Genomic DNA, 19,349 nt, shown 5'->3' with positions numbered 1-19,349 from the left:
GGGTCACACAATTACTTTATCGTTTCAGCACCAATTGCAGCGATGCCTTTTTGCAAGCTGGGCAAACTAAGTATCTGACCCCGCATAAGGAATAGAACATGCTCCATCCGCGAGCCAGAACCATGTTGTTATTATCGCTCCCCGCCGTGGCAATTGGGATTGCGTCCAGTCTTATTCTGATTGTGGTGATGAAAATCGCCTCGGTATTACAGAATTTGCTCTGGCAACGACTGCCGGGAACTCTGGGGATAGCCCAGGATTCACCCCTCTGGATCATCGGTGTATTAACGCTAACGGGTATTGCGGTGGGGTTGGTTATCCGTTTCAGCCAGGGTCATGCCGGACCAGACCCCGCCTGTGAACCGCTGATCGGCGCACCGGTTCCGCCCTCTGCGCTACCTGGACTTATCGTAGCATTAATTCTCGGTCTTGCTGGCGGCGTCAGCCTGGGGCCGGAACATCCGATCATGACCGTCAATATCGCCCTTGCGGTTGCCATTGGCGCTCGTCTGTTACCGCGCGTCAACCGAATGGAGTGGACTATTTTAGCCTCTGCCGGAACCATCGGCGCACTGTTTGGCACTCCTGTTGCGGCGGCGTTGATATTTTCGCAAACCTTAAATGGCAGTAGTGAAGTTCCGCTATGGGATCGTCTCTTTGCGCCGTTAATGGCGGCAGCAGCTGGTGCACTTACTACCGGATTATTTTTCCATCCTCATTTTTCACTGCCCATTGCTCATTACGGACAGATGGAAATGACCGATATTCTCAGCGGTGCAATTGTCGCGGCGATTGCCATCGCAGCAGGGATGGTCGCCGTATGGTGCTTACCACGGTTGCACGCGATGATGCATCAAATGAAAAATCCGGTGCTCGTGCTGGGTATTGGCGGATTTATTCTCGGTATTCTGGGGGTTATTGGTGGACCAGTTTCGCTGTTTAAAGGGCTGGATGAGATGCAGCAGATGGTGGCAAATCAGGCTTTCAGCACCAGCGATTACTTTTTGCTGGCGGTAATTAAACTTGCCGCCCTGGTCGTTGCTGCCGCCAGTGGCTTTCGCGGTGGGCGAATCTTCCCGGCAGTGTTTGTCGGCGTGGCATTAGGGTTGATGCTGCATGAGCACGTTCCCGCCGTACCAGCGGCAATAACCGTTTCTTGCGCTATTCTCGGCATCGTGCTGGTGGTAACACGCGATGGCTGGTTAAGTCTTTTTATGGCGGCAGTCGTTGTACCCAATACCACATTGCTACCGCTGCTCTGTATCGTCATGCTTCCGGCATGGCTGTTATTAGCAGGTAAGCCGATGATGATGGTCAATCGTCCGAAGCAACAGCCACCCCACGATAACGTTTAGCAAAAAATGCTCTCCTTTATGATTTAAGAGTTATGGCGATGATACGGGGCTTTACCTCCCCGTAATATTGCGTTAACAGGCCGCTGACGGCTTCGAGCGTGAAGGAGAATAACAATGTTCAGGTCACTGTTTCTGGCGGCCGCCCTGATGGCATTTACCCCGCTTGCAGCAAACGCAGGTGAAATCACCCTACTGCCATCAATCAAATTACAAATTGGCGATCGCGATCATTACGGTAATTACTGGGACGGTGGTCACTGGCGCGACCGTGACTACTGGCATCGCAATTATGAGTGGCGCAAAAACCGTTGGTGGCGTCATGATAATGGCTACCACCGTGGCTGGGATAAGCGTAAAGCGTATGAGCGTGGCTATCGTGAAGGCTGGCGCGATCGTGACGATCATCGCGGAAAAGGCCGGGGTCATGGGCACCGCCATTAAACGCGTCCGCCAATGGAGCACAATGCCTGATGCGACGCTAGTGCGTCTTATCAGGCCTACAAACCGGCTCTTTAACGCGTAGGGCGGATAAGGCGTTTACGCCGCATCCGCCAATAGTGCCAGATGCGACGCTCATTCAACTACAATCCCAGCGCCGTCCCCACCAACAACCAGATATTCAGCGCCACGACCAGCACCACAATCACCCAGCCTGTCTGTTTTACGCGTTTGCTGTTCACCAGATCGCCCATCAACTTGCTGTCACTGGTGAAAATCAGCAGTGGAACCAGCGCCAGAGCGATACCAAAACTTAACAGTACCTGACTCATAACCAGAATCCGTGTCGGATCTAATCCCATCAGAATGACAATAAATGACGGCAACATGGTGACTGTACGACGCACCCACAGCGGGATATGAAAGCGAATGAAGCCCTGCATCACCACCTGCCCCGCCAGTGTCCCCACCACCGTTGAAGACAGCCCCGCAGCAACCAGGCTTAATCCAAAGACCGTTGCCGCAGCGTGGCTTAACAGCGGTTGCAGCGTCAGATAAGCCTCATCAAGATCGGCAACACCAGTATGACCGGAAAAGTGGAACGCCGCCGCAGCTGTAGCCATCATCGCCAGATTGACAAAACCGGCAATAGTCATGGCGATAGCCACATCCCATTTGGTGGCGGAATAACGTTGTTGACGCGAACCGCCATGTAAATGCTGAGTGAGCGAGGAGTGCAAATAAATCACATGCGGCATAATCGTCGCCCCTAACACGCCTGCTGCCAGGAAGACCGCTTCCGAAGTAGGTAAACTCGGGATCACCATTCCTTTACCCAGCTGCGCCAGGTTAGGCTGGGAGAAAATCAACTCGACAATGTAAGCCGCGGCAACAAACAACAGTAACCCGCCAATCACTTTCTCCAGCGGTTTTTGCCCGCGACGTTGCAGCATTAAAATCAGGAAAGTCGCGATCCCCGTCAGCACCGCGCCCTGCAACAACGAAACACCAAGAATGAGTTTAAAACCGATCGCCGCACCAATAAATTCCGCCAGGTCGGTTGCCATCGCAATAATTTCTGCCTGAACCCAATAGAACCACACTACGGGACGCGGATAGTGATCGCGAATCTGCTCCGCCAGATTTTTACCGGTGGCAATCCCTAGTTTGGCAGAGAGGATCTGAATCAGCATCGCCATCAGGTTGGCCCAAACGACAACCCACAGTAGCTGATAGCCGAAGCTAGCACCCGCCTGAATATTGGTCGCAAAGTTACCGGGATCGATATAACCAATCGCCGCAATGAACGCAGGTCCCATTAATGCGAGCCTCATCTTGCGCGCCGCCCGTCCGCTGCTACTCTCAACGCGATAGTTCGTCATCTTGTGCCTCTAAAACATAGCCTTTGCTATGTTTCATGCTATGCCAAACGAGAATGATTATCAAATTCATTTAAATGGATTGTGGTGATTTCTCTGATAGACCAGGATTATGACTACGAAAAGATTGATGACTTGAATGTTATGGTTATGTTTAATGTTAGCACATTTACATAACTTTCAGCTTCCATACACAACATAGCAGAAATGTATGACAGATCACTATTTTTGAAGCCTGTCACAGGACGTCATTATAGTGTGTGTCAGATCTCGTTTTCCTTAACCATGTTACATAGAATGTGCACGGAAATTTAACCTGCCTCATATTTGGAGCAAATATGGACCGCGTCCTTCATTTTGTACTGGCACTTGCCGTTGTTGCGATTCTCGCACTGCTGGTAAGCAGCGACCGCAAAAAAATTCGTATCCGTTATGTTATTCAACTGCTTGTTATCGAAGTGTTACTGGCGTGGTTCTTCCTGAACTCCGACGTTGGTTTAGGCTTCGTGAAAGGCTTCTCCGAAATGTTCGAAAAACTGCTCGGATTTGCCAACGAAGGGACTAACTTCGTCTTTGGTAGCATGAATGATCAAGGCCTGGCATTCTTCTTCCTGAAAGTGCTGTGCCCAATCGTCTTTATCTCTGCACTGATCGGTATTCTCCAGCACATTCGCGTGTTGCCGGTGATCATCCGCGCAATTGGTTTCCTGCTCTCCAAAGTCAACGGCATGGGCAAACTGGAATCCTTTAACGCCGTCAGCTCCCTGATTCTGGGTCAGTCTGAAAACTTTATTGCCTATAAAGATATCCTCGGCAAAATCTCCCGTAATCGTATGTACACCATGGCTGCCACGGCAATGTCCACCGTGTCGATGTCCATCGTTGGTGCATACATGACCATGCTGGAACCGAAATACGTCGTTGCTGCGCTGGTACTGAACATGTTCAGCACCTTTATCGTGCTGTCGCTGATCAATCCTTACCGTGTTGATGCCAGTGAAGAAAACATCCAGATGTCCAACCTGCACGAAGGTCAGAGCTTCTTCGAAATGCTGGGTGAATACATTCTGGCAGGTTTCAAAGTTGCCATTATCGTTGCCGCGATGCTGATTGGCTTTATCGCCCTGATCGCCGCGCTGAACGCACTGTTTGCCACCGTTACTGGCTGGTTTGGCTACAGCATCTCCTTCCAGGGCATCCTGGGCTACATCTTCTATCCGATTGCATGGGTGATGGGTGTTCCTTCCAGTGAAGCACTGCAAGTGGGCAGTATCATGGCGACCAAACTGGTTTCCAACGAGTTCGTTGCGATGATGGATCTGCAGAAAATTGCTTCCACGCTCTCTCCGCGTGCTGAAGGCATCATCTCTGTGTTCCTGGTTTCCTTCGCTAACTTCTCTTCAATCGGGATTATCGCAGGTGCAGTTAAAGGCCTGAATGAAGAGCAAGGTAACGTGGTTTCTCGCTTCGGTCTGAAGCTGGTTTACGGCTCTACCCTGGTGAGTGTGCTGTCTGCGTCAATCGCAGCACTGGTGCTGTAAGACCATACATAAAAAAGCCGGGGATAATTCCCCGGTTTTTTTACGCCTGTTAATCAGCTAATGGCTGCGGGCGACCAATCAAATACCCTTGCAGATATTGCACCCCGAGCTTATGCAATAGCGCCTGCTGCTGTTGCGTCTCGACAAACTCCGCGACCACACTCAATGACTTCGCTTTCGCCAGATCGGTAATTGATCTCACAATCATCGCATCCAGCGTGTTCGTGACAATATCTTTCACAAAGACGCCATCAATTTTGATGATATCAGCCTGCAAACGCTTTAACCGTTCGTAGTTGGCATATCCGGTGCCAAAGTCATCAATCGCAATCCGGAAACCAAACTTATGCAGCTGCTCGATGTTGTACATGCTGCTTTCTGCGTTAGAAAACGCCTGCTCCTCGGTGATCTCAAGAATGACCGCCTGCGGGGAGATGTGATAACGCTTAAACAGACGAATAATCCGCCCGGCAATATTCTTTTGCAGCAGCGTGAGCGGCATTAAATTGACTGAAAAGCGCGGTCCTTTTTTGTCGCAAGGGTGTGTTGCCAGCCACTTCAACAAGGATTCCAGCACTTGCAAATCAAAACGCGCGCTAAGGTTAAACTGAGCAATAAGGGGCAGAAACTTATCCGGGGTCATAATGCCGCCGTCATATTTCAGTCGCGCGAGGATCTCATCATAACCTTCACCCTCTTTGTTGCGAATTGGCTGGGCGTAGAGCAGCAAATCACCCTGATCTAACGCCGTGCGAATGGTATTCAGCAATAGCACCTGTTTAGTGGTCTGCCCGGAAACCATCTCCTCTCTGCTATCCAGCGCCAGCACATGATGATGTGCGCAGGATTGCTCCGCCAGCCAGCTTAACTGCCCCAACAAGGGTTGCAGGGTTTCCTGATTTCCATCAAAACGCCCCCAGGCAGCACCATAGCCCATATCCAGCCCGGTATTGTTCCAGTGAATTTGCCGACTATTCAGGATGTTAACCATATGCTGGAGTCGCCCTTCCGTTTCCGGCCCGCTCAGCACTAACAGCAGTTCACTACCCGGCAATTGATACAACTTTTCGTTTTCCTGCATCAACGGCAGCAGCGTACGGCAAATTGAGCGGATACAGTGAACGCGCATCATTAAGCCGTAATGACGACTCATAAACTCAAGATTATCAATGCGCAGGCAGCAAAAACTCTTGCCCGCCTCTTGCTCCGGCGCTTGTTCCAACGCACGAAAGTTGGGTAGGAGCGTTAACGGATCTGTCAGCGCCTGCAAATGCCAGCGGCGATTAAGCCATTCACTGCGATGATAAATGCGCACCATATAGAGCAGGCAAACGCTAAAGGAAATCAGCACCGCAAGAATAAATGCCAGCGAATATTCGGTTTCCACCCCTTGCAAAAAGTTCTGGTTGTAATTCAGAAGGCAAAGCGTTGAAACAGCCCAGGTGAGATTTAAAAACGGATAGCGAAGCTTACCGACCCCGAGGGTAAAGATGATGAAGAAAACGGGTACCAGGTAACCGGCAATAAAGTCGTTTTCATAAGGTGTGCACAACAGAAGTAGCAGCACGCTTAACGCTGCCAGCCAGCTTAAGGTAAATGCGCGTTTCTCTTTGCCCAACGACGGAGCGATATCCCTGCGCCACAATATCTGCGCAAAGTGGGGACTTACAATCATGCGAGTGAGATAGTAGAAAAGCATGTTGTAAATCAGCACAGCGGTGAAAAGGCTTAGCAAATCAACGACCGTGAAAATGGCATCCGCATCGCCGAAAAAGGTGGATATCTTTAGCGGGAAATCAAAGAAGCTCCCCACAAGATACATGCTGCATTTGATGCCGATCGGCGTCACCAAACCAAGCCAGAACAGACGTTGCCAGACATATCGGCTGGTCAATCCATAACGCCAACGCGTCCCCAGCTGCCAGCGTAATATTGCGCAGGCACACAACACGACAAACGTCTGGCTACCGAGCATGACCGCAGTCTGTAAAAAAGAGAGATGAAAGTTCCACAGATTGGTGCAAAACATCCCGCATAAAACGGGAACGACACCGCGCCAGCCAAAGATAAACAAGATTGACAGCATTACGCACAGTGGCATCCACGCCAGAAAGATATAACTGGAATGGATAATGGCAAGTGGCGAAATAAAACGGGATAGCTGAATAAGTACCACGGTGAGCGTAAACGCTAGTGTGAATATCTTGATATTTTTTATCAGGTTATGCTCCACAAACATGAGTACACTACTCTCACTGATCGGGGTTTTCAGGCACACAAATAATAAGTTTATTCGCATCGCGAAGCAAACAGGGGGCCAGCCTGTTGCCGATTTTTCATCCAATGATGCTTTCACCAGGCGGCACTAACCCGGACGTAGACTGTATTACAAAAGCGGCAAAAAGCAGAGACAAAAAACCCCCGCTTTGCAGCGAGGGTTGGAAATTTGGTGGAGCTAAGCGGGATCGAACCGCTGACCTCTTGCATGCCATGCAAGCGCTCTCCCAGCTGAGCTATAGCCCCACGATGCGTTTACGTACCAAGTTTGCTGAGTGCAAAATTTGGTGGAGCTAAGCGGGATCGAACCGCTGACCTCTTGCATGCCATGCAAGCGCTCTCCCAGCTGAGCTATAGCCCCGTCACGTAAAGCTTGTCGAGTTGACGGGCGGCATCATATGAATTCCGCCCGAATGTGTCAACGGCAAATTGCAACGTGTAGTTTCAATCGCTGAAAAATCAGGCAAATGAACAATTTTGGAAAACCGCTCGCATTCAGTAGTTATTCATGTCACGGTTTCCTGTAAAGTGGTGTTATAAAATGAACTACTAATAGACCCACATACATTCAGGGAATTGTTATGTTCAAGGAGAGGATGACACCAGATGAACTTGCCAGACTGACCGGCTATAGCCGCCAGACCATTAATAAATGGGTACGCAAGGAAGGCTGGACAACGTCACCAAAACCTGGCGTCCAGGGTGGCAAAGCCCGACTGGTTCACGTCAATGAACAGGTTCGTGAATATATTCGCAATGCTGAACGTCCAGAAGGTCAGGGAGAAGCGCCTGCCCTTTCTGGTGATGCGCCGCTTGAAGTATTGCTGGTGACACTGGCGAAAGAGATGACGCCAGTTGAACAAAAACAGTTTACATCCTTGCTTCTGCGGGAAGGGATTATCGGATTGTTACAACGCTTAGGGATTCGCGATAGCAAATAATATGAAAAGATTACGCAATAAAATGACCACCGAAGAACTGGCTGAATGCCTCGGTGTGGCTAAACAAACTGTTAACCGTTGGATCAGAGAAAAAGGCTGGAAAACGGAAAAATTTCCCGGCGTGAAAGGCGGTCGTGCCAGACTTATTCTGGTCGATACGCAAGTTTGCGAGTTTATTCAGAACACGCCAGCCTTCCATAACACACCAATGTTGATGGAAGCTGAAGAGAGAATTGCTGAATACGCTCCTGGAGCACGCGCCCCGGCGTATCGACAAATCATCAACGCGATAGATAATATGACAGACATTGAGCAGGAAAAAGTCGCGCAATTTTTGTCACGTGAAGGAATTCGCAATTTCCTCGCCCGTCTCGATATTGACGAATCAGCATAAATAAAAAACGGCAGGATATTATCTCCTGCCGTTTATCTTTTTACACGCTAATTACTGCTGATTTTCGCGTTCAGCAATAAAATCCAGCGCTTTGTTGATACGCTCGATACTGCGGGTCTTACCAATTGCGTGAACGGTAACATCCAGTGCTGGAGACTGCCCCGCACCGGTTACGGCGACACGCAGCGGCATACCAACTTTACCCATACCCACTTCCAGCTCATCCGCCGTCGCCTGAATAGCGTGATGAACGTTTTCAGCGGTCCAGTCAGTAATCGCGGCCAGTTTGTCACGAACCACTTCCAGCGGCTGACGCGCTACCGGACGCAGATGTTTTTTCGCGGCGTCGGCATCGAACTCAGCAAAATCTTCGTAGAAATAACGGCAGCTCTGTGCCATCTCTTTCAGCGTCTTGCAGCGTTCGCCCAGCAGTTTCACCAGATCAGCCAGCTGCGGGCCGTTACGGGTATCGATATTTTCCTGCTCAATGTGCCACTGTAAGTGAGTAGCAACATACTCCGGCGGCAGCGCGTTAATGTAGTGATGGTTCAGCCACAGCAGCTTGTCGGTGTTGAACGCACTGGCAGATTTGCTGACGGCATTCAAAGTGAAGTATTTGATCATCTCTTCACGAGTGAAGATTTCCTGATCGCCGTGGGACCAGCCCAGACGCACCAGATAGTTCAGCAGTGCTTCTGGCAAATAACCGTCATCACGATACTGCATTACGCTGACTGCCCCGTGACGTTTGGACAGTTTTTTACCGTCATCGCCATTGATCATAGAAACATGCGCGTAAACCGGCACCGGCGCTTTCAGGGCCTTAAGAATGTTGATCTGGCGTGGCGTGTTGTTGATATGGTCTTCGCCACGGATAACGTGGGTGATTTCCATATCCCAGTCATCGACAACCACACAGAAGTTATAGGTTGGGGAACCATCGGTACGGCGGATAATAAGATCGTCCAGTTCCTGGTTGCTGAACTCGATCGGACCACGGATCTGATCGTCAAAAACAACAGAACCTTCCTGCGGGTTAGCAAAACGTACAACACACGGTTCATCATCAGCATGATGCTCATGGCTGTGGCGGCAGCGACCGTCATAACGCGGCTTCTCACCTTTCGCCATTTGCTCTTCGCGCAGCGCTTCCAGGCGCTCTTTAGAGCAATAGCATTTATAAGCAGTGCCCTCTTCCAGCATCTGATCGATCACCGCGTTGTAGCGATCAAAACGTTTGGTCTGGTAGTACGGACCTTCATCCCACTCCAGGCTCAGCCAGTTCATGCCATCCATAATGGCTTCGATAGCTTCCGGCGTGGAACGCTCAAGATCGGTGTCTTCAATACGCAGCACGAACTCACCGCCGTGGTTACGTGCAAAAAGCCAGGAGTAAAGAGCAGTACGCGCGCCGCCAACGTGCAGATAGCCTGTTGGGCTTGGCGCGAAGCGAGTTTTGATTTTCATGAAATGGCCTTACGTTTAGAAAGATGCCGACAACCGGCAAATCCTGGAAAAATTAAGTGGGCGATATTCTATCACTCCCGCCTGATTCCTCAATGTAGTTCGGGTTTCTACCTTACGCATTATTGTTTTCGTTGACAAATTGCGCAACACGGTCTGTTTTGCGATCATCTTGCTTAAATTTACGACGAACGAACAATTTCTTTAGAAAATGCGTTGACTCATTTTGAACTCTCCCTATAATGCGACTCCACACAGCGGGGGTGATTAGCTCAGCTGGGAGAGCACCTCCCTTACAAGGAGGGGGTCGGCGGTTCGATCCCGTCATCACCCACCAACTACTTTATGTAGTCTCCGCCGTGTAGCAAGAAATTGAGAAGTGGGTGATTAGCTCAGCTGGGAGAGCACCTCCCTTACAAGGAGGGGGTCGGCGGTTCGATCCCGTCATCACCCACCACTTTCTCGCCAGCTAAATTTCTTGTAAAAATGTGAAGTACCGAAGTGGGTGATTAGCTCAGCTGGGAGAGCACCTCCCTTACAAGGAGGGGGTCGGCGGTTCGATCCCGTCATCACCCACCACTTCGGGTCGTTAGCTCAGTTGGTAGAGCAGTTGACTTTTAATCAATTGGTCGCAGGTTCGAATCCTGCACGACCCACCAATGTAAAAAAGCGCCCTAAAGGCGCTTTTTTACTATCTGCGATACTCAAAGATTCGAACCTGCAGCAGGTTTGAGTTGAGCGCAGCGAAACAACGGAGCCGCTCGCGGCGACGGCCCGAAGGGCGAGCGAAGCGAGTCATCCTGCACGACCCACCAATGTAAAAAAGCGCCCTAAAGGCGCTTTTTTGCTATCTGCGATTTGCGAAATTGCCTGATGCGCTTCACTTAGCAGACTACTATTTCCGGCAATTCCTGTCTCCTCACCTACTGTGTCAATGCAGCCAACAGCTTAACCATCGCGGGCGTCACCTGCTGTGTTTCATAAACAATATATAAATCTGCAGGGATGCGCTGTTTGAGCGGACGGAAAATGACACCTGGCCAGTTCATTTGTGCGTAGCTGTCCGCTATCAATGTGATACCAATGCCCATACTGACCATAGCGAGTACCGTTTGCGGTTCATTAACTTCGCGAATAACAACCGGTGAAAATCCCACCTGCTGGCAAACTCGCTGCAAAAAATCCCAGTCAGTGTAAACGGGCGGCATTGTAACAAAATACTCGTCACGTAGCGCTTCCAGCGGGACGGTGGAAAATGATGAGAGATGATGCTCTTCAGGCATCGCCACCAGAAACGCCGATTCATGCAACCGTAAGCTGGTAAAACCAGTCGGTGGTTCTGTCGCCATTCGCCAGATCCCGGCATCAAGTTCGCGGCGTTCCAGCAAGGCCATTTGCATCGCGGGCATCTTTTCGCGAAAAAGAACGTCAACGTTAGGATTTTCCCTGAGGAATCGCCGCATAACCGGGCGCATCCGTCCCCACATTGCCGTTCCCACTACGCCGAGTTCAATCCGCCCTGCTTCTCCCCGACCTATTTGTTCAATCCGAGCCAATACATTATTAGCATTCACCAGCAATCGACGCGATTCTTCCATCAAGATTTTGCCCGCGTGTGTCAGTACGACGCTGCGCGAATGGCGAATAAAAAGCTGCGTGCCGAGTTGATTTTCCAGCTCTTTAATATGAATGCTGAGCGGAGGCTGAGACATATTTAAACGCGCTGCTGCGCGGCCAAAATGCAACTCTTCCGCTACAGCAAGAAAATAACGGAGCAACTTAAGATCTGTTCTGTATACGCGTTCCATAATTAAGTGCTCCATATAATAAATACATCGTATTAAATTATCATGGCATAAAGTATTTCACCACCAGATATCCGACATACATAAACACAATGGATAATATACCCGGTAATACATTTGGTACAGGAATAGGCAAGAGCACGATTGTAAACAAAGCACCAATACCAAAACCAACGCCGGAAGAAAATAAAATATCTTTCACTAATTAACCTTTATCATAAAAGCAGCTCTGAAGAGCAGAGCCGCGAATCCTTTTAATGAGTCACCGCTCGATGCTTTATCTTTTCAGGGTCATGATTATATTTAAACCCAAAGAAAAATATCACTGCGAGAAAAAGAGCATATCCTGCAAACACCAGCCAGATAGTTTGCCAGTCTTTTACGCCATCCACCGAAAAGTAATCTACTGCCATGCCACTCAGAATCGAGCCAACCCATGCGCCGACACCATTTACCATGGTCATAAAGAGCCCCTGCGCGCTGGCACGAATGCTGGAATCAACTTCCTGTTCGACAAATACCGAACCAGAAATATTGAAGAAATCGAATGCACAGCCATAAACAATCATCGACAGCAGCAGCAAAATAAATCCGGTTGTTGACGGATCGCCATAGGCGAAGAAGCCAAAGCGCAGCGTCCAGGCCACCATACTCATCAGCATGACGGTTTTAATGCCAAATCGCTTTAAAAAGAATGGGATAGTCAGTATAAAGCCCACTTCTGCCATCTGTGAAACTGACAGTAAAATGGAGGGATATTTCACCACAAAACTGTCAGCAAACTCCGGGTTACGGGCGAAATCATGTAGGAACGGATTACCAAAAACGTTGGTAATTTGCAGTACCGCACCCAGCATCATGGCAAAGAGGAAAAAGATGGCCATGCGTGGATTTTTAAACAGCACGAAGGCATCCAGACCCAGCTTGCTGGCAAGCGATGTGGTCGCTTTTTTCTCCGCAACCGGAATCTTCGGCAAAGTCAGCGCATAAGCCGACAGCAGCAATGACGCACCGGACGCGATATACAGCTGCAGACTACTCAATTCCAGATGCAGCAGGCTTACTGCCCACATCGCGACAATGAACCCCACCGTACCAAAAACGCGAATGGGCGGGAAAGCGGTCACCGGGTCAAGCCCTGCCTGGGCAAGACAGGAATAAGAGACGCTGTTCGATAACGCAATAGTCGGCATAAACGCCATCGCATTGACTAACATCACCCAAAACATCATATCCGGATCAGTTACGGATGCCGCATAAAAAAGTACGCCCGCACACACCAGGTGACACAGCATGTATGCACGTTCTGCGCGCAGCCATTTGTCTGCGATGATCCCCATTATACCAGGCATAATAATCGCGGCGATCCCTTTGGAACTGTAAACCATGCCAACATTAGCGCCGGTGAAATGAAGGGTATTAATCATGTAAGAGCCGAGGGTAACCAGCCAGCTCCCCCAGATAAAATATTGCAAAAAGGACATTACCTTTAAGCGCATCGCGATGCTCATAATCGTTTCCTTGTCGCATCATTTGGCCTCACCCGCGAGGCCGTTTCTTATTGTTTTTCTCAGGCAATTTTGCGCAGAAAGCCACAAATAAGGTTGATGAAGTTCTGCTTAGAGAGCTCCGCAGCCGCCAGCGTTTGCGCATGTGACAATTTCACATCGCTTAAACCTTCCGCCATATTGGTAATCGCAGAGACCGCAACGACTTTAAGGTCGCAATGGCGAGCTGAAATAACCTCAGGCACCACAGACATACCAACAACATCCCCACCAATAATTTGCATCATGCGAATTTCCGCCGCAGTCTCGAAATTCGGCCCCGGATACGAGACGAACACGCCCTCCGTCAGAGGGAAACCCTCTTCTTTCGCCACTTTTTGTAACAGTGCGCGGTATTCCGCATCGTAGGCATTTGCCAGTGAGAAGAAGCGCTCTCCAAAACGATCATCGTTAAGACCCACCATCGGCGTACCGGGCATGGTGTTGATATGATCTTTCAATGCGACCAGGCTGCCTGCCCCCACTTCCGGACGCAGCGAGCCTGCCGCATTGGTGCAGAACAGTAGCTCGCAGCCCAGCAGCTTAAAGGTACGAATTGCGTCAGTCATAATGGTCATTCCACGACCTTCGTAGAAATGTCCGCGACCTTTCATACATACCACCGGTACGCCCTGGAGATGGCCCAGCACTAACTCCCCCGCATGACCATGTACCGTACTTACCGGGAAGCCCGGCAGCTTTTCGTAGGAAATTGCGACAGCGTTCTCAATCTGATCGGCCAGCGCGCCGAGCCCGGAACCTAAAATAAAGGCCACTCGTGGCGTGAAATCAGGTTTATAAGTCTTGATAATATCTATGCAAAACAGCGGGTTATGAGAAAATTGAACCTGAGACATACATATCCTTTTTCTGTAGGGTGGAATCTAACGCCTTTTTATAGCGAGGTTGTCCCGGCTCTTACCAATACACTTTTCTCACGCATTCAATAGCGATTCGATATCGATGGATTTATATCTTTTCTCTATTAATCCACGGTAAAAACTGTATTGGCGATATTAATTCCTTTGCATTAACAATATGTCGTTTTTAGCAAACCACTTTATTAAGCAATCTACTAATAACGATCGGCATAGGGAATTATGCTATGAAAAAACATCTTTTAACTCTGACACTTTCCTCTATATTAGCGATACCTGTTGTATCTCATGCAGAATTTAAAGGCGGTTTTGCAGATATCGGCGTGCATTATCTGGACTGGACCAGCCGGACTACCGAAAAATCGTCGACCAAATCACACAAAGATGATTTTGGTTATCTTGAATTTGAAGGTGGCGCTAACTTTAGTTGGGGAGAAATGTACGGGTTCTTCGACTGGGAAAACTTCTATAACGGTCGCCATAATAAACCAGGTAGCGAGCAGCGTTATACCTTTAAAAATACCAACCGTATTTACCTGGGTGACACCGGATTTAATCTCTACTTGCATGCGTATGGCACCTACGGTTCTGCGAATCGCGTGAATTTCCACGACGATATGTTCCTGTACGGTATCGGCTACAATTTCACCGGCCGCGGTTGGTGGTTCAAACCGTTCTTTGCTAAGCGTTATACAGATCAAACCTATTACACTGGCGACAACGGCTATGTCGCCGGCTGGGTTGCAGGTTACAACTTTATGCTGGGCAGCGAGAAATTCACTCTTACCAACTGGAACGAGTACGAGTTTGACCGTGACGCTACCTATGCAGCGGGTAATGGCGGTAAAGAAGGGCTGAATGGCGCAGTTGCACTGTGGTGGAATGCAACATCACACATTACTACGGGGATTCAGTATCGATATGCGGATGACAAACTGGGCGAAGATTTTTACCAGGATGCGATAATCTACTCCATCAAATTTAACTTCTGATTGATTACTGCCGGGGCTCCCGGCAGTATGAATTCACTCTATATCTGATACAACGGATCCCCTTCCCGCCCAGCCATTAGCGCATTGCCCTGGTCTCGTACCACGTCCCATAAAGCTTCAGCGGCGGTGGAAAGTGAACGGTTCTTCCTGCGCACCAGCATCAACTGGCGTTCAACAACCGGCGTAATGCGCTTTACCACCAGTGGGCTACCTTCAGGCAATGGTAGCGCCAGTGCAGGAAGAATACTGATGCCGATGCCTGCGGCTACCATCGGGAACAGCGTCGCCGGATGTCCAATCTCCTGCACAATATTCGCCTGAATACCATTGCGCGCCAGCGCTGCGTCAATCAGCGGTCGGCTGCCTGACGCGTAATCCTGCAACACCAATTTCGCTCCCTGTAATGCCTGCCAGGGTACATAATCTTCCACGGCCAAAGCGCTATCGCGATGGCAAAGCAGAAAGAAAGGCTCGGAAAGAATCGCTTCACATTGCAGATCGCCCACTGGGCCTGGATCGATGACGATGCCAAAATCGACATCTCCCTGGCGAATACTTTCCATCACCCACTGCTGCGGACGATCGTGCAGGACAAACTGAATATCTGGATAGCGGCGATGGCTTTCAGCAATGCATTGCGGAATAAGATGCGCGGAAATGGTCTGGCTGGCAGCGACCCGAACTTTTCCGCTCAGTTGTTGCCCCATACGCCCGGTATCGCGCAACGTGCTGTTCAGTTCATCCAGCAGTCGCTCAAGACGCAAAGCCAGCTGCTGCCCTGCATCTGTAAGCACCACTTCACGCGTGGTTCTGTCCAGCAGGCGAACACCAGTATGATTTTCCAGTTCCTTCACACTGTGACTCACTGCCGACTGGCTCAGGCCGATACGCTCTCCTGCACGACTAAAACTTTTCTCCTGCGCTACTGTGACGAAAACCTTTAATTGTTTTAAAGAATAATTCATCTGTTTTCTTCATGAATGGATGCAATAAATCAATTTTATTTCTCAAACTGGAAGAAGCACAATAGAACCATCGATCATCTGGAGTCTTTATGAAACTTTTTCGTATCCTCGATCCTTTCACCTTAACCCTGATCACGGTGGTGTTGCTGGCCTCTTTCTTTCCGGCCAGAGGCGATTTCGTCCCCTTCTTTGAAAATCTGACCACCGCAGCTATTGCCCTGCTGTTCTTTATGCACGGCGCGAAGTTGTCGCGTGAGGCGATTATTGCTGGCGGTGGTCACTGGCGACTGCATTTGTGGGTAATGTGCAGCACCTTCGTGCTGTTTCCGATTCTGGGTGTACTGTTTGCCTGGTGGAAACCGGTAAATGTCGACCCGATGCTCTACTCCGGTTTTCTCTACTTGTGCATTCTCCCGGCTACCGTGCAGTCTGCAATCGCCTTCACGTCAATGGCGGGCGGTAACGTCGCGGCAGCGGTTTGTTCTGCGTCGGCATCCAGCCTGCTGGGGATTTTCCTTTCACCATTGCTGGTTGGTCTGGTGATGAATGTTCACGGTGCAGGGGGCAGCCTTGAGCAGGTCGGTAAAATTATGCTGCAACTGCTGCTGCCGTTTGTGTTGGGGCATCTTTCCCGGCCGTGGATTGGTGACTGGGTGTCGCGCAATAAAAAATGGATTGCGAAAACTGACCAGACGTCCATTCTGTTGGTGGTTTATACAGCGTTCAGCGAAGCCGTCGTTAATGGTATCTGGCATAAAGTTGGCTGGGGATCATTGCTGTTTATCGTGGTGGTCAGCTGCGTTCTTCTGGCTATCGTGATTGTAGTTAACGTCTTTATGGCACGCCGACTGGGCTTCAATAAGGCAGATGAAATTACTATCGTCTTTTGTGGTTCGAAAAAGAGTCTGGCAAATGGCATCCCGATGGCAAACATTCTGTTCCCCACATCGGTGATCGGTATGATGGTGCTGCCCCTGATGATTTTCCATCAGATCCAATTGATGGTCTGTGCGGTGCTGGCGCGTCGATACAAACGCCAGACCGAACAGTTACAGGCACAGCAGGAAAGCAGCGCCGATAAAGCTTAAAGCGGACGCTTCAGGGGCTGGACCAGTTGCGTCAGCCCCTCGGTTTTAATCAGCAGCGTGATTTGCATTAGCTCACCGAGCTTCCCTGCCGGGAATTCATCTTTGCGGGCAAACCACAGCAGATACTCCTCCGGCAGGTCGATTAAGCGACGCCCTTTATATTTGCCAAACGGCATTATCGTATTGGCTATTTCAATCAGCTGCTCTTTTTCCATCTCAGCTACCCAGCAAACGCAGCATTTCCGCTTCGTCGATGACTTCAATGCCCAGTTCCTGCGCTTTCGCCAGTTTAGAACCTGCCGCTTCTCCGGCAATCACCAGATCGGTTTTCTTCGACACGCTGCCCGCGACTTTCGCGCCCAGTTCAACCAGTCGAGCTTTAGCGTCATCACGCGACATCTGGCTTAAGCTGCCCGTAAGCACCACGGTTTTACCAGCAAACGGGCTGTCAATCTCTTCCGCGTTGATAACGATCGGCGCAGGCCAGTGAACACCTTCCGCCAACAGCTCGCTGATGACATTGCGGTTGCTTTCTTCGGCAAAGAAGTTGTGAACGTGGGATGCAACGACAATGCCAACATCAGGCACCTTTTGCAGCTCTTCAATCGAAGCGGCTTCCAGCGCTTCCAGCGTGCCGAAATATGCCGCCAGACCTGCTGCGGTGGCCTCGCCGACTTCACGGATGCCAAGTGCATAGAGGAAGCGAGCAAAGGTGGTTTCTTTCGCTTTTTCCAGCGCGTTAACCACGTTTTGTGCCGATTTTGGCCCCATACGCTCCAGTCCGGTCAGTTTGCCTGCGGTGAGTTTGAACAGATCTGCCGGAGTATGGACATATTCTTTTTCAACCAGCTGATCGATGATTTTGTCGCCCATTCCGTCAACATCCATCGCACGGCGGGAAACAAAGTGTTTCAGCGACTCTTTACGCTGCGCACCGCAAATCAGGCCACCGGTACAGCGGGCAACCGCTTCACCTTCCACACGCTCAACGTCAGAACCACATACCGGACAATGCGTCGGGAATACAACCTCACGGGTATCTTCCGGGCGTTCAGAAAGCACGACGTTAACCACCTGCGGGATCACGTCGCCAGCGCGGCGAATCACCACTTTATCGCCAATGCGTAAACCAAGACGTTCGATTTCATCCGCATTGTGTAAGGTTGCGTTACTCACCAGCACGCCAGCAACATGGACAGGTTCCAGACGCGCAACAGGCGTAATCGCGCCAGTACGCCCAACCTGAAACTCGACGTCACGCACAAAGGTCATCTGCTCCTGCGCCGGGAATTTAAACGCTACCGCCCATCGCGGGGCACGCGCGACAAAGCCAAGCTGCTCCTGCTGTGCCAGTGAGTTGACCTTAATCACCACGCCGTCGATATCAAAGCCCAGCGTCGGGCGGTCTTCTTCCACTTTGTGATAGAACGCCAGCACTTCTTCCGCCGATTCACAAAGCGTTACCCGATCGCTGACCGGCAACCCCCACTTTTTAAATTGCAGTAAACGGCCAAGATGAGTATCCGGCAGCTCGCCACCTTCCAGAACACCAACGCCATAGCAGAAAAAAGTGAGCGGTCGCTTCGCTGTAATACGCGGATCAAGCTGACGCAGTGAACCAGCTGCCGCATTACGTGGGTTAGCAAAAACTTTCCCGCCCGTGCGTCGCGCATCTTCGTTAATCTTTTCGAACCCCGCCTGCGGCAGGAACACTTCACCACGCACTTCCAGACGCGCCGGGATATTCTCTCCGTGCAGCTTCAGCGGAATGGCGCGAATAGTACGCACATTAGACGTGATATCTTCCCCGGTGGTGCCATCGCCACGGGTCGCGGCACTGACTAAAACGCCATTTTCATACAGAATACTGACGGCAAGGCCATCCAGCTTCAGCTCACAGCACCAGGTGACTTTCTCGTTGTTTTTCAGACGGTCCTGCACACGTTTGTTGAAAGCAAGAAAGCTTTCTTCATCAAAAACGTTATCCAGTGACAGCATTGGTACTTCATGGCGTATCTGGCTGAAAGCCGCCAGCGGCGCAGCGCCTACACGTTGAGTAGGCGAATCAGGCGTAATCAGTTCTGGATGTTTGGTTTCCAGCTCGCGCAGTTCGCGCATCAGCCTGTCGTATTCAGCGTCGGGAATTTCCGGCGCATCCATCACATGATAAAGATATTCATGATGGCGAAGCGTCGTTCGCAGTTCTGTCAGTTGTTGTTCGATTGATTCCATATCGCACCATCAATGCTAAAAACCCCCGACAAGCGGGGGTTCGAAGAGGAGTT

The 19,349-nt window shown here is 50.2% G+C and carries 18 protein-coding genes, 6 tRNA genes and 1 other RNA gene; 12 read left to right on the top strand and 13 right to left on the bottom strand.

Translation table 11 applies throughout. From position 1 onward, the window contains the following. The first annotated feature begins 98 nt into the window (after positions 1–98). Together AB4H76_RS07380 and ypeC are read left to right on the top strand one after the other, a co-directional pair. Positions 99–1,355 carry an ion channel protein gene (locus AB4H76_RS07380; protein ID WP_000903148.1) on the top strand — a complete coding sequence of 419 codons (1,257 nt, stop codon included), beginning with the start codon at positions 99–101 and terminating at the stop codon, positions 1,353–1,355. Between the two features lie 114 nt (positions 1,356–1,469). After that, a complete protein-coding gene (ypeC, locus tag AB4H76_RS07375) occupies positions 1,470–1,796 on the top strand; it encodes a DUF2502 domain-containing protein YpeC (protein ID WP_000490072.1) in 327 nt (108 codons plus the stop codon). A 140-nt stretch (positions 1,797–1,936) separates the two neighbouring features. Here the strand turns inward: ypeC and AB4H76_RS07370 are convergent, their stop codons facing one another. Beyond that, positions 1,937–3,175: an Nramp family divalent metal transporter gene (locus tag AB4H76_RS07370; protein WP_000186369.1), complete on the bottom strand. Its 1,239-nt coding sequence runs from the start codon at positions 3,173–3,175 to the stop codon at positions 1,937–1,939. Beyond that, positions 3,156–3,212: a hypothetical protein gene (locus AB4H76_RS07365; RefSeq protein WP_418134935.1), complete on the bottom strand. Its 57-nt coding sequence runs from the start codon at positions 3,210–3,212 to the stop codon at positions 3,156–3,158. The genes AB4H76_RS07370 and AB4H76_RS07365 overlap by 20 nt, the downstream gene beginning before the upstream one ends. 298 nt (positions 3,213–3,510) lie before the next feature. On the opposite strand from AB4H76_RS07365, the gene nupC reads away from it, so the two are divergent. Next, complete coding sequence (nupC, locus tag AB4H76_RS07360) at positions 3,511–4,713, top strand: nucleoside permease NupC (protein WP_000376337.1); 1,203 nt, start codon at positions 3,511–3,513, stop codon at positions 4,711–4,713. 49 nt (positions 4,714–4,762) lie between these two features. Here nupC and AB4H76_RS07355 read toward each other — a convergent pair whose 3' ends face one another. From AB4H76_RS07355 to AB4H76_RS07345, 3 genes are all read right to left on the bottom strand, one after another. After that, positions 4,763–6,952, bottom strand: coding sequence for a sensor domain-containing phosphodiesterase (locus AB4H76_RS07355; RefSeq protein ID WP_000497400.1), 2,190 nt, complete (start codon positions 6,950–6,952; stop codon positions 4,763–4,765). A 208-nt stretch (positions 6,953–7,160) separates the two neighbouring features. After that, a tRNA-Ala gene (locus AB4H76_RS07350) sits at positions 7,161–7,236 on the bottom strand. Positions 7,237–7,275: 39 nt separating this feature from the next. Then, positions 7,276–7,351: transfer RNA gene (locus AB4H76_RS07345), tRNA-Ala, on the bottom strand. Between the two features lie 220 nt (positions 7,352–7,571). On the opposite strand from AB4H76_RS07345, the gene AB4H76_RS07340 reads away from it, so the two are divergent. After that, positions 7,572–7,931, top strand: a complete 360-nt coding sequence (locus tag AB4H76_RS07340) for a YfeC-like transcriptional regulator (RefSeq protein WP_000472021.1) — start codon at positions 7,572–7,574, stop codon at positions 7,929–7,931. Between the two features lies 1 nt (position 7,932). Next, the gene (locus tag AB4H76_RS07335; protein ID WP_000826503.1) at positions 7,933–8,325 is read left to right on the top strand and encodes a MerR family transcriptional regulator; all 393 of its coding nucleotides are present in this window, start codon (positions 7,933–7,935) and stop codon (positions 8,323–8,325) included. Positions 8,326–8,376: 51 nt separating this feature from the next. On the opposite strand, the gene gltX is transcribed toward AB4H76_RS07335, so the two are convergent. Beyond that, the gene (gene gltX, locus AB4H76_RS07330; RefSeq protein WP_000695655.1) at positions 8,377–9,792 is read right to left on the bottom strand and encodes a glutamate--tRNA ligase; all 1,416 of its coding nucleotides are present in this window, start codon (positions 9,790–9,792) and stop codon (positions 8,377–8,379) included. 258 nt (positions 9,793–10,050) lie between these two features. On the opposite strand from gltX, the gene AB4H76_RS07325 reads away from it, so the two are divergent. From AB4H76_RS07325 to AB4H76_RS07305, 5 genes are all read left to right on the top strand, one after another. Further along, positions 10,051–10,126 (top strand) — tRNA-Val (locus tag AB4H76_RS07325). Between the two features lie 44 nt (positions 10,127–10,170). Then, positions 10,171–10,246 (top strand) — tRNA-Val (locus AB4H76_RS07320). Positions 10,247–10,292: 46 nt separating this feature from the next. Further along, positions 10,293–10,368, top strand: a tRNA-Val gene (locus AB4H76_RS07315). Positions 10,369–10,372: 4 nt separating this feature from the next. After that, positions 10,373–10,448 (top strand) — tRNA-Lys (locus AB4H76_RS07310). 30 nt (positions 10,449–10,478) lie between these two features. Then, positions 10,479–10,604: non-coding RNA, RtT sRNA (locus AB4H76_RS07305), on the top strand. A gap of 108 nt (positions 10,605–10,712) precedes the next feature. Here AB4H76_RS07305 and xapR read toward each other — a convergent pair. The 4 genes from xapR to xapA are packed head-to-tail and all read right to left on the bottom strand — an operon-like array spanning position 10,713 to position 13,998. Continuing rightward, positions 10,713–11,597, bottom strand: a complete 885-nt coding sequence (xapR, locus tag AB4H76_RS07300; RefSeq protein ID WP_000442949.1) for a DNA-binding transcriptional regulator XapR — start codon at positions 11,595–11,597, stop codon at positions 10,713–10,715. 40 nt (positions 11,598–11,637) lie between these two features. Further along, positions 11,638–11,796, bottom strand: coding sequence for a DUF1427 family protein (locus AB4H76_RS07295; RefSeq protein ID WP_077491462.1), 159 nt, complete (start codon positions 11,794–11,796; stop codon positions 11,638–11,640). 52 nt (positions 11,797–11,848) lie between these two features. After that, positions 11,849–13,105 (bottom strand): xanthosine/proton symporter XapB, encoded by a 1,257-nt coding sequence (xapB, locus tag AB4H76_RS07290; protein ID WP_000020402.1) that lies wholly within the window; start codon positions 13,103–13,105, stop codon positions 11,849–11,851. Positions 13,106–13,164: 59 nt separating this feature from the next. Beyond that, positions 13,165–13,998, bottom strand: a complete 834-nt coding sequence (gene xapA / locus AB4H76_RS07285) for a xanthosine phosphorylase (RefSeq protein WP_000084573.1) — start codon at positions 13,996–13,998, stop codon at positions 13,165–13,167. Positions 13,999–14,246: 248 nt separating this feature from the next. Between xapA and AB4H76_RS07280 the strand changes: the two genes are divergently transcribed. Then, positions 14,247–15,011, top strand: coding sequence for an outer membrane protein OmpK (locus tag AB4H76_RS07280; RefSeq protein ID WP_077491464.1), 765 nt, complete (start codon positions 14,247–14,249; stop codon positions 15,009–15,011). A gap of 38 nt (positions 15,012–15,049) precedes the next feature. On the opposite strand, the gene AB4H76_RS07275 is transcribed toward AB4H76_RS07280, so the two are convergent. Further along, positions 15,050–15,976 carry a LysR family transcriptional regulator gene (locus tag AB4H76_RS07275; protein WP_001109794.1) on the bottom strand — a complete coding sequence of 309 codons (927 nt, stop codon included), beginning with the start codon at positions 15,974–15,976 and terminating at the stop codon, positions 15,050–15,052. Positions 15,977–16,065: 89 nt separating this feature from the next. Here AB4H76_RS07275 and AB4H76_RS07270 point away from each other — a divergent pair, with 89 nt between their 5' ends. Continuing rightward, complete coding sequence (locus tag AB4H76_RS07270; protein WP_000765604.1) at positions 16,066–17,064, top strand: bile acid:sodium symporter family protein; 999 nt, start codon at positions 16,066–16,068, stop codon at positions 17,062–17,064. Here the strand turns inward: AB4H76_RS07270 and AB4H76_RS07265 are convergent. Then, entirely contained in the window at positions 17,061–17,279 is a 219-nt protein-coding gene (locus AB4H76_RS07265) for a DUF3820 family protein (protein ID WP_000410201.1), read from the bottom strand. The two genes, AB4H76_RS07270 and AB4H76_RS07265, sit on opposite strands and share 4 nt — an antisense overlap. 1 nt (position 17,280) lies before the next feature. Beyond that, positions 17,281–19,296, bottom strand: coding sequence for an NAD-dependent DNA ligase LigA (ligA, locus tag AB4H76_RS07260; RefSeq protein WP_000443661.1), 2,016 nt, complete (start codon positions 19,294–19,296; stop codon positions 17,281–17,283). Positions 19,297–19,349: the final 53 nt, after the last annotated feature.

Source organism: Escherichia sp. UTM R2, assembly GCF_048593455.1.
GTDB lineage: Bacteria > Pseudomonadota > Gammaproteobacteria > Enterobacterales > Enterobacteriaceae > Escherichia > Escherichia coli.
Note: the sequence above shows the minus strand (reverse complement) of the source record. Positions and strands in the feature narration are given on the sequence as shown.

What these genes read in the sequence shown, in the direction of transcription:
- AB4H76_RS07380 (WP_000903148.1), top strand. Translation starts at nt 99, where the DNA reads ATGCTCCATCCGCGAGCCAGAACCATGTTGTTATTATCGCTCCCCGCC.
- AB4H76_RS07340 (WP_000472021.1), top strand. Translation starts at nt 7,572, where the DNA reads ATGTTCAAGGAGAGGATGACACCAGATGAACTTGCCAGACTGACCGGC.
- ypeC (WP_000490072.1), top strand. Translation starts at nt 1,470, where the DNA reads ATGTTCAGGTCACTGTTTCTGGCGGCCGCCCTGATGGCATTTACCCCG.
- gltX (WP_000695655.1), bottom strand. Translation starts at nt 9,792, where the DNA reads ATGAAAATCAAAACTCGCTTCGCGCCAAGCCCAACAGGCTATCTGCAC.
- nupC (WP_000376337.1), top strand. Translation starts at nt 3,511, where the DNA reads ATGGACCGCGTCCTTCATTTTGTACTGGCACTTGCCGTTGTTGCGATT.
- AB4H76_RS07280 (WP_077491464.1), top strand. Translation starts at nt 14,247, where the DNA reads ATGAAAAAACATCTTTTAACTCTGACACTTTCCTCTATATTAGCGATA.
- AB4H76_RS07370 (WP_000186369.1), bottom strand. Translation starts at nt 3,175, where the DNA reads ATGACGAACTATCGCGTTGAGAGTAGCAGCGGACGGGCGGCGCGCAAG.
- AB4H76_RS07335 (WP_000826503.1), top strand. Translation starts at nt 7,933, where the DNA reads ATGAAAAGATTACGCAATAAAATGACCACCGAAGAACTGGCTGAATGC.
- AB4H76_RS07275 (WP_001109794.1), bottom strand. Translation starts at nt 15,976, where the DNA reads ATGAATTATTCTTTAAAACAATTAAAGGTTTTCGTCACAGTAGCGCAG.
- ligA (WP_000443661.1), bottom strand. Translation starts at nt 19,296, where the DNA reads ATGGAATCAATCGAACAACAACTGACAGAACTGCGAACGACGCTTCGC.
- xapR (WP_000442949.1), bottom strand. Translation starts at nt 11,597, where the DNA reads ATGGAACGCGTATACAGAACAGATCTTAAGTTGCTCCGTTATTTTCTT.
- AB4H76_RS07355 (WP_000497400.1), bottom strand. Translation starts at nt 6,952, where the DNA reads ATGTTTGTGGAGCATAACCTGATAAAAAATATCAAGATATTCACACTA.
- xapB (WP_000020402.1), bottom strand. Translation starts at nt 13,105, where the DNA reads ATGAGCATCGCGATGCGCTTAAAGGTAATGTCCTTTTTGCAATATTTT.
- xapA (WP_000084573.1), bottom strand. Translation starts at nt 13,998, where the DNA reads ATGTCTCAGGTTCAATTTTCTCATAACCCGCTGTTTTGCATAGATATT.
- AB4H76_RS07265 (WP_000410201.1), bottom strand. Translation starts at nt 17,279, where the DNA reads ATGGAAAAAGAGCAGCTGATTGAAATAGCCAATACGATAATGCCGTTT.
- AB4H76_RS07270 (WP_000765604.1), top strand. Translation starts at nt 16,066, where the DNA reads ATGAAACTTTTTCGTATCCTCGATCCTTTCACCTTAACCCTGATCACG.